The organism is Candidatus Hydrogenedentota bacterium (assembly GCA_019695095.1).
Taxonomy (GTDB): Bacteria; Hydrogenedentota; Hydrogenedentia; order Hydrogenedentales; family SLHB01; genus JAIBAQ01.
On the sequence record JAIBAQ010000228.1, the window covers coordinates 1 to 8204 of the forward strand.

Consider the following 8204-nt stretch of genomic DNA (forward strand, 5'->3'; position numbering starts at 1 on the left):
TGGGAGGGGAATCAATATACATCCTGTGCCAGAGTTCCAGGAAGAGTAGTGACCAAATGTGCCATGTGAAGTCACGCTGGCTGTTTCTATGGGCCGAGAGCATGGCTTGAATGGATTCGGGCCTGAAGTAGCCTCTGGCTTCAATGGCCTGCTTGGACAATAAGTCCTCAATTTGGGCTGTCAGACTGGTCTTGAGCCAAACCCCCATCGGCGGATTGAAACCAATCTTCTTTCGTGACAGCACCTCGGATGGTAAGTCGGGCCGCATCACACGCCGCATGAGGTATTTTGTTTCGCCGCCGCGAATCTTGAGACTACTTGGGACTCGTGCCATCAGTTCCATTAACCGTGGATCGGTGAACGGAACACGAATCTCAAGCGCATGCGCCATACTCATTCTGTCGCTGTATTGAAGGACATTGTTCGGCATGAAGGAATTGGCGTCCACATACATTGCTCGCGACACGATGTCGGTGGCCGTGCATTCGCCGAACAAGCGGCGGATGTAAGCGAGGGAATCGTGGTCTTTCACCTTGGCTCTGAAATCGCCTGTGTAAAGCGCTTCGCGTTCTTCTTCGCCGAAGTAGGTGACCCACGAAGTATACATGGCCTCCGGGCTCAACAATGCGCCGGAGGAGAATTCGCGTAAGCGCCGCAGTGCGTGTCTGCCGCGAGTGCTCTCGGGCAGCATTTGCACAAGAGGGTTTATGACCCAGCGCCGAATCGGATCCGGTACCAACCGGTATCGCTCGGCCCACGCTGCGCCCACGTAGCGGGCGTAGCCTCCGAAAAGCTCGTCGCCGCCGTCTCCCGCCAATGCGACGGTCACATGCTTTCGAATTTCGCCGGATAAGATGTACGCCAAGAGTGCCGTCGGATTTCCGAAAGGCTCGTCGAAATGGCGGATCACGGTCGGGAGCAATTCGACAATCCCGCTTTGGGCCTGTAGTTCTTGGTGGTCCGTATGAAAATGGCGCGCTATGGCCCTTGCTTCTTCGACCTCATCGTAGAGGTTACCGTCGCCCCCGAATCCAATCGTGAATGTCCGCACAGGATCCTGTCTCACACGGCTCATCATCGCGACAATCGTGCTTGAGTCCAGTCCTCCGCTCAGGAATGACCCTAACGGAACATCAGCGATCATGTTCCCCTCGATGACGGATTGCAGGCATGACCGGATTTCTTCCACCCAGCCGTCTTCAGATCGCTCTTCTATATGGTGTTCAAGTTTCCAGTATCTGCGAACAGTGAGGCGGTTGTCCTGCCATGTCAGGCTGTGGGCCGGAGGGAGTTGCTTCACGTCTCGAAACAAGGTTCGAGGAGGCACGGTGTAGAGATAGGTCAGGTAGTCGTCGAGTGAACAATAGTCGATTTGTCTGGAGACACCCGCCGCGAGAAGGGCCTTAATCTCGGAAGCAAAAAGAAGACTGCCCTCATGCTCCGCGTAATACAGGGGCTTCACGCCTGCATGATCGCGGGCTGCAAAGAGTTTTTGTTGATTGGAGTCCCAGATAGCAAAGGCGAACATTCCAAACAATCGGGCGGGGCACTGCTCGCCATATTCTTCATAGGCGTGAATGATCGCCTCGGTATCACTGTTCGTGCGGAAAACATGTCCGTGAGCTTCCAGGTCGGCCCGCAATTCCTGGAAGTTGTAGATTTCGCCATTGAAGACTATCCAGACAGTCTCATCTTCGTTGGCAATAGGCTGATGACCACCGGATAGGTCGATGATGCTGAGTCTGCGATGGCCCAGGCAGACACCTTCGGATTGATAGAATCCTTCATCGTCGGGTCCCCTGTGGGCCAAGCGATTGCACATAGCCTGCACCACTCTGATATCGCCCGCTCCTGCCTGACCCGCGATGCCGCACATCTACTTTTTCTTCTCCAAGCTTGCGAATGCCGCAATCAGGTTTCTTTCGTCGTTTTGCCAATTGAATTTTGTTTCGACTGCACGTCTTCCGTTTTCGCCCAGACGCCGCGCTTCAGCGGGATCGTCCAGCAGTCGAAGAATGGCGTCAGCAATAGACTGAGGGTCTGTCACATTGACCAGGATTCCGCAGTCCGCTTCTGCCATGATTGCCCGGACTTCCAAAGCGAATTCGGGAGCGATGGTTGGTTTGGCTTCGCGCATGTAGTCGAAGAGCTTGTGTGGCATGGCAAGAGTGTGATTGATGGGGCCGGGTTGAAACAAGATAAGGCCGATGTCGGAGACTGCGATGTAGGCTGGAACCTTCTCGTAAGCGACCCACGACTCGAAATCGAAAACTGCGTCCAAGCCGGCGTTCTTGATTGCCAAGTGGTACTCATCCAGGCTGCCATAGGAGTACTCGCCAAGAATGATGACCTTCAGATCCGGTTTCTGCCTCACGACGATGCGGACTGCTTCCAGTAGTTTCCACGATCCGCGCACGTCTCCAAATAGCCCCTGGTGAATGAGCGTGGGACGCGCCCCGTATCGCTGGGACAGTTCTTCGGGGATTTCACCGCATGCGGGTTGTACGTGATTTGTGTTGATCACAACTGTGCGCGGTGTTGACAGCCCCGCAAATTGTCCATCGAAGGAATTCCGCGTGAGGATGATGTGGTCTGTGAAACGGGCGAAAATGCGCATCGCCGCGAGCGTTATCCATGCGACGGCCGCGTGAAGCGATTTCGGGAAGAACTTTGCGAATTCGGTAGGCACGTACTCGTGCAGATCCAGCACAACTTTGCAACCCAACAAGCACTTGACGACCAATCCGGCAAACCAAGATTCGGGCTCAACTCCGAGGTAGACATCGGCTCTCTCGCGCAAGCCGTGTCGGATCAAGCGAACAACAGAGATGAGACGCCCTCGGATACTTGCCGCCGGGGGGATTACGTGAAACGTGATTCCCTGTGTCTCGGGAACTGGCTCGGTGGAGGGGACAATGGATACCACCGTGTGACCGGCGCGGACAAGGCTAGTTGCCACCTTATGGAAAACGCGCTTGTCGAATGGCGGGTGGAGTACATTAAGGATGCAAATCTTCATACCGGGCTGTCGCTGGGCCCGTCAGGAATCGCATTCGGCTGGATGCACTGCCTTGAGACGGCACACGCGATTTCGGTAGCTCGCAGGCCGTGCGCGGCAGTGACTTCCAATTGCGCTTTGCCTTGTATTGCCTGCACCCAGTTCTCAAGCAATTCAAACTGTCCTTTGTGTTCTCCGCTCTGCTTGATATCTTTTTGCGAGAAACCGGCAAATCTCACGCTGCGGAAGTCTTCGATGACGATGCCCTTGCCACTGCCGAAGATCTCGATGTGTTCCTTTGGGATTGCCGGGTGTCCCAGAGCGCAGTACACGATAGTTGCGAGCGAGCCATCACCGAAACGGAGAAGCGCGGTAACATTGTCAGGGGCGTTGACCGAGCGGGAGTCGGCATCGATGCGATCCGCACGGATATCCACGGGGTCCTGTTCAGCAAACCAACAGCACAAATCAAAGAAGTGGACGCATTCGCCGAGGATTCTGCCGCCTCCCACTTCCGGGTCCATTGTCCAATGCCCCGGAGGAAGCTGGCCCGCATTGCACCGATAGAGCAACATCTTCGGTCCATGCATTTGTCCCATGGCTTTTTTCGCAAGCAACGAAAATTTGGAGAAGCGTCGATTGAAGCCCACGGAAAGCAAGAGACCTGTTCGTTCGACGGCAGCACACACTTCTTTTGCGTCATCAACCGTGAGAGCCAATGGCTTCTCTACAAACACGTGCTTTCCTGCGTCAATGGCATCAAGGGCCATGGACTTGTGCAGATTATGGCGCGTTGCAATCACAACACCGTCTATCGAAGAGTCCGCGAGTATCTCTCGATAGTCGGTTGTGCAATAGTCCGCCCCGACCTTTTCGCCGGCTTGCTTGGCTTTCGCGCCGGTTGCGCTGCAGACTGCGGCAACTCGCACTCCGGACATGCGCTGCAGGTTCGGCAAGTGGAAGGCGTTGGCGAATCCTCCCGCCCCGATTACTGCGATTCGCAAGTCGCTTTGCTTCGATGAGGCTGTCTTCAGCGTGAATTTGCGCGTGACTGCAGGCGATTCAGCTTGAGGTGTCGGATACTTGAGCAGCGCGGAAACGGCGCCGGATTCGGGATCCAGTATAGTCTTGTACGCATCGTCGGCATCTCCGACATCTTTGGTGACGGATACCAGCGGGCGTACCTTGACCTTTCCTTCCGCAATCATGCGAAGGAACTCCGCCATATTGCGACCCTCGGTCCACCGGACATAGCCGATGGGATAGTCGAGGCCTTTCTCCTCATACTCAGGGTTATACCGGCCGGGGCCATAGGAGCACGAAAGGCGAAAATCGAGCTCCTTCATATACATGGATTCGCGGGCCAATTGCATACCAACTGCGCCGACCACAGACACACGTCCTTTTTGGCGGCACAAATCCAGCGCCGAATTCGTTACTTCGCTGCCTTTGGATGCGGCGCAGATTAGCACGCCATCCGCGCCATATCCGCCCGTGAACTCGTCGGTAATACTAGAGAGTTCACCGGGGGCGCAGACGGCCTCGGCGCCCAATGAGGCGGCCAAGTCCCTCTTCGCCTGGATAGGGTCGGAGCAAATAACGCGGCAGCCAGCTGCTCGCAGAATCTGAAGAGTCAATTGCCCGAGAAGTCCGAGTCCCATAACAATGAAGGTTTCGCCGAAGGTGGGAAACAACTGCCTGACGCCCTGCATCCCAATAGCGCCCAGAGTCACAAAGGCCGCTTCATCGAGTTCTACTCCATCGGGGATGGGGGTGAGAAGGTTTTGAGGGACGACGTCATACTCGGCGTGACTTGCATAGCCAACACCAGCGCACGCGACACGGTCGCCGACGCGGTATCCATGGAGCTTCGGCCCGCACTCAACAATCACCCCGGCGGCACTGTAACCCGGAGCTTGAAACTCGAACAGCTTGCTCTTAACGAGGTCGATAGTCTGCCGAATGCCAACGCTCGCGATCTTTCGCTTCAGTTTTTCGACGTTGAGCGGATCGCGCGCCTTCTTGGCCACAAACGACGCAGTGCCGCCGCTGGAGACAAATCCCGATTCGGTACCGGAGCTGATTAGTGAATAGTGAATCTGGACTAGCGCGCCATTTTCGACAAGGCACGGCGGGGGAACCTCTTCGACGTGGACTTTTCCCCCTTTTACGAGAACCTGCTTCATTGAGGACCCGAATTCCCAGCGGTTTCGAAACACGTGTGACTGTTCAGCTCGATGATACAGGAGGGTAACAAATGGCGGTTGACGGCTGCAATTCACTCTTGGTGCTCTCACAAGCGGTCTTTCTATACCGAGTCAGTGAGTTGTTAATCGTAGCGGACTTTTCTCCTTGATCTATGCCTTGGTGTCGGTGCTAGGCTCTTTGCTGATTTGGTGGACTCAGGGGAATGTACTTATGCTTTTTTCTCCGTTATCGAGGTTAATCCAGCTTGTGATTCTTGCCGTAGCGCTTCGTGGCACCGGTCACGGGGCAGGCTTTGTCGTACTCAATTTGACGATTGCTGGGCTAGCTCCAAGGGGTTGTCTTCCTGCAATGTCCTTCCTGGCCGCCGTGAGTGCCATCGTGGACCGGTTGATTCCATCTTTTCCCGACGGGGCTTTCTACGCATTTTCTGTGGCTACAGTATCATTGTTCAGCTTTGTTCGAACATGGCGTGGAGTGGCACCCGACGATTCCAGATGGCTAAAACGAGAAAGCAGGGCCGCTATCCTGAACTTGGGGGCACTACTCCTTCTTGTATATGGTCTGCTTATAAGAGGCGCACATCTGCCGACGTCAATCGCATGGGCTTTCATCTGTCTGTTACTTGCGGAAGGACGTGTGCGATTCCCCACTGCCAGCAGGATGAAAGAAGTTTTACTTAACGGCGCGCTGATGCTGTGTGCAACATTTATCGGGCTTGGCCTCTGCGAGATTGGCTTAAGACTTCTTTTGGAGCCAGCGCTGCCGGTGCACTCCAACTACCGCATTGGCGATCCAGAGTTGCTGTTCATCAATAATCCCGGTGCGCGGATAACAGTGCCACTGGAGCATTACGGCGAGTACTACGATGATCCCGATAGACGGGAGTCTTTCGAAATAGCGATTTCCGAACAAGGATTCCGGGACAATTTTGTGGCGGCCAAGTTGCCCGGTGAATTTCGCATTCTTATGCTCGGCGACTCGTTTACATTCGGTTACGGCGTCGAGTCTGCGCAGACGATTCCTAAAGTACTTGAGAAGATACTTCAGTCGCGAATGCCAGACCGGAAGGTGACGGTAATCAATGCTGGAGTTGAGGGGTACGCGCCTTGGCAAGAGCATTTGCTCCTCAAGAGGAAAGGGATAAGCCTTGAGCCTGATTTGGTGATCCTCCAGACGTTCACCAATAACGACATCAGCGACTCATTGACGCGAAAAGGAAAATACTTGCGTTCGTATTACAAATCGATCGTTGAGCGCCAGCTTGCCTTTCAGTACCAGATGTATTTTCACATTCGTGTTCAGCGCTGGCTGAGAATGCACAGCAGAGTCTATCAATTGCTTGTAACGGCGACCGGACGAGAAAACCTGCTAGCGGGGGTTTTGGAGTCAATTAGGTTTGTTCCCGAATTGCCCAAGCTTAGTCTGCCTCCCCCCGAGGGGCGCAATTCAGAAATAGAGACCGAGCTGGTTGATTATTATCCGGAGGTTGAGGAGGGGTGGACGCTTTTTCGTGAAGATATCGCTTCCTTGCGAGACACGTGCGACGCACATAATATCCCGCTTCTTGCTTATTGCATCCCTGGCATGCACATGTTCTACGATCCCTATTGGGAGCTCTTTTGCGAACCTGCGGGCACACAATCTATCTATGAACGCGGCAAGACTCTCAGGCTTATGGAACAGGCACTGACGGACGAAGGGCTTCCGTTGGTACGTATCGCGCCTGCATTGCGCGCGGAGCCCGATCCCCTAACCATCTACTTCCGATTCAATAAGCACTTGACCGCGAAGGGGTGTGCTGTGGTCGCAGCGAAGCTGGCAGACAGAATTCTGACGGAACCTGTATACCAGAGGTAGAGAGCGGCATGGGAGTGCATCAGCGCTTTTTGTGATGTACGGGAGTCCGTGTGGCGGCCGCGGTATAGACAGACAATGCCGCGTACATCCATGCGAGTCCCCATCGAGTGCATAGAAGCTTCGAGGCGAACCACGGGTATAATCGATAGTAGGGGAGGCCCGTGTTCGGGTTTCGCATATGCGCGGCCGACCACATCAAACAACGCGAGGCCGTCTGGAGTCCGTCATCGAACCAAGTCGAGAGGGCGCTGGGACATAATATTCCTTCCGCACATGCGTGAATATCGACCGGATAAGTACCACTGGCTGTGACAGGCATTCCATCGGTGTTGAAGAGCCTGTCCCTGTAGAATGCATATCCTAGCCGAACGGCAGATTCTAGGTGCTCACTATGAGTCACGCCGTGTATCTCATGGAGGGAGCGCAAAACGAATCCCGTATGATGATGATCGATGACATCCATCAGGGCCTTCTCGTAGGGTTCTTCTTGATTCCAGTCACCGTAAGTCCACGCACCGTCGTTTCGCTGCGAACGTACGGTGAACTCAAGAGCGGGCTCCGCAGCATTTACATAGCGCGTGTCGCCCGTCAGGCTATAGGTGCGGTAAAGGTGTTCAACAACATGGAGATTCGCGTTGTGGACACGTCGTTTGTCGTGTGGTGTGTAGCCGAAGCAATACAAGTCGCCGCCGCAATCCAGGCGAGGAATTTCCTTGAGAAAGAACTCGGCAATTCGCATGACTGCGTCAAGATACTCCTGACTTTTTGTTACGGCGTAGGCGCGCGCAAAAGCGTCGCCGGCAATCGAACAGACGACTCCAATCGGAGTCCCTGCCGGAGTATCAAGTCCTTTGCCGAAGACATTGAAGGGATATCCCCAGCAAAGCCCCGCATGTCCCTGCTCCGCATGCTCAAGCAGCCATCGCAGATGGAAGACTGCACGGTCAGCGTCGGCTTGCTGATGCGACCGATCATAGGAGACCAAGCTTCCAAGAGCCACGAGCGCGAACGCTTTTGGATTTTCCGTAGTCGCAACTCGGAGAATTCGACGTGTTGCGAGCGGAAACACGTCGCACAACAGGGTGGTCGCCCTCCGAGGCCACTTGTAGGGCTGGGTTGCACGAATAAGTGCGTGTTGCTT

The 8204-nt window shown here is 54.7% G+C and carries 5 protein-coding genes; 1 reads left to right on the forward strand and 4 read right to left on the reverse strand.

Translation table 11 applies throughout. The annotated features are described in order from the left end of the window. From asnB to K1Y02_23315, 3 genes are all read right to left on the reverse strand, one after another. On the reverse strand, positions 1-1876 hold a 1876-nt coding region (gene asnB / locus K1Y02_23305; GenBank protein MBX7259309.1), incomplete at its 3' end, for an asparagine synthase (glutamine-hydrolyzing). Further along, the gene (locus K1Y02_23310; GenBank protein MBX7259310.1) at positions 1877-3019 is read right to left on the reverse strand and encodes a glycosyltransferase; all 1143 of its coding nucleotides are present in this window, start codon (positions 3017-3019) and stop codon (positions 1877-1879) included. Next, a complete protein-coding gene (locus K1Y02_23315) occupies positions 3016-5184 on the reverse strand; it encodes a bi-domain-containing oxidoreductase (GenBank protein MBX7259311.1) in 2169 nt (722 codons plus the stop codon). The genes K1Y02_23310 and K1Y02_23315 overlap by 4 nt, the downstream gene beginning before the upstream one ends. Before the next feature lie 166 nt (positions 5185-5350). Here K1Y02_23315 and K1Y02_23320 point away from each other — a divergent pair, with 166 nt between their 5' ends. Continuing rightward, positions 5351-7063: a hypothetical protein gene (locus tag K1Y02_23320; protein ID MBX7259312.1), complete on the forward strand. Its 1713-nt coding sequence runs from the start codon at positions 5351-5353 to the stop codon at positions 7061-7063. A gap of 19 nt (positions 7064-7082) precedes the next feature. Here the strand turns inward: K1Y02_23320 and K1Y02_23325 are convergent. Next, positions 7083-8204, reverse strand: a 1122-nt coding sequence (locus K1Y02_23325) for a hypothetical protein (GenBank protein MBX7259313.1), incomplete at its 5' end; no start/stop codon positions are given.